This window comes from Streptomyces sp. SID1328, assembly GCF_009865595.1.
Classification (GTDB): Bacteria; Actinomycetota; Actinomycetes; order Streptomycetales; family Streptomycetaceae; genus Streptomyces; species Streptomyces griseoluteus.
Map to the genome: position 1 here is coordinate 1 of NZ_WWKH01001012.1, position 1,460 is coordinate 1,460.

Here is a 1,460-nt window from a genome sequence, read left to right on the forward strand (position 1 = left end):
GGTACCCGGCGATGTCCAGCGCCTCCCAGGTCGGGGTGTTCAGTACGGGCAGGCCGTAGTACGAGGTGAACTCGGCGTCCGGTACCACCGGTTGGCCGTCCTCGCCCCGACGGCGGCGGCGTCGCCGTGAGGCGCGGGGCACGGCTGGGCCGTTCATCGCCGCCTCCCGGCGAATCCGGCGGCGACGAGCGCGCCGAGCGTGGCCGCCGCCAGCGCCGCGTGCCGCCACATGTCGGGCAGGTCCCTGGTGGTCACCACCGGGTCCGGCGGCAGTCCGTACACCTCGGGCTCGTCGAGCAGCAGGAAGAACGCGCCGTCGCCGCCGACCCCGTTCTCCGGGTCCTCGCCGTACAGCCGGGCGTCCGTCACCCCGGCGGCGTGCAGGCCCGCCACCCGGGTGGCGGCCCGCTCGCGCAGTTCGTCCAGTGGGCCGAACTGGATGGAGTCGGTCGGGCACGCCTTGGCGCAGGCCGGTTCCATGCCGACGCCGAGCCGGTCGTAGCACAGGGTGCACTTCCAGGCCCGGCCGTCGTCCGGGCGCTGGTCGATGACGCCGTACGGGCAGGCGGGCACGCAGTAGCCGCAGCCGTTGCAGATGTCCTCCTGTACCACCACCGTGCCGAACTCGGTGTGGAACAGCGCGCCCGTGGGGCACACGTCCAGGCAGGCCGCGTGGGTGCAGTGCTTGCACACGTCGGACGACATCAGCCAGCGCATTCCGGCCGGGTCCTCGGGAGCGACCGGGGGCAGGGCGTCGCGCGGGCCGGGGGAGTCGGTGCCGAGCCGAGCGGCGGCGGCGAACACGTCGTCGTCCCCCGCGCTCTCCCGGCCGGCCGGGACGCGCTGCTCGATGAAGGCCACGTGCCGCCAGGTGTCGGCGCCGAGCCGTCCGGTGTTGTCGTACGACATGCCCGTCAGCTCCAGCCCGTCCTCCGGGATGGCGTTCCACTCCTTGCAGGCGACCTCGCACGCCTTGCAGCCGATGCAGACGGAGGTGTCGGTGAAGAAGCCCACGCGCGGCGGGGCGTCGGGGTAGCCGTCGGCGGCGGCCAGGTCCGGCTCCGGGCCGGACAGCAGCTCGCCGCCCGGCCGTGTGCCGTGGTCGTCCCGAACCATGCGACAGCCCTCCTCGGTCTCCCGGTGGCCCACACTCCCGAGCGTGGCACGTGTGCCCGGACCGCGCGCCCCGAGACGGCCGGCTCCCGCATCCGGTGACCCGGCCCCGCATGCTCACGGGACCACGGGGTACCCGCGACGGGCCGCCCGAACGGCGCGGCGAGCCCCGACCCCGGCAGACGAGGAGAAGCCATGACGGAGCACCACGACACCCACGCCCGGCCCGTCCCCAGGGACCTGCCCGACCAGCAGGCGAGCCACGACAACGACCGCTGGGACGCCCCCGTGAAGGACGACGCCCGCGAGGTGCCCGACACGGACGAGGCGGGCGCCGGCCCGCGCGG

General features: G+C 75.0%; 1 protein-coding gene and 1 pseudogene. Both read right to left on the minus strand.

Translation table 11 applies throughout. From position 1 onward, the window contains the following. A pseudogene (locus GT030_RS32680) lies at positions 1 to 157 on the minus strand (polysulfide reductase); the annotation flags it as partial. Continuing rightward, positions 154 to 1,116 carry a 4Fe-4S dicluster domain-containing protein gene (locus tag GT030_RS32685; protein WP_161204168.1) on the minus strand — a complete coding sequence of 321 codons (963 nt, stop codon included), beginning with the start codon at positions 1,114 to 1,116 and terminating at the stop codon, positions 154 to 156. The gene GT030_RS32685 and the pseudogene GT030_RS32680, both read right to left, overlap by 4 nt. Positions 1,117 to 1,460: the final 344 nt, after the last annotated feature.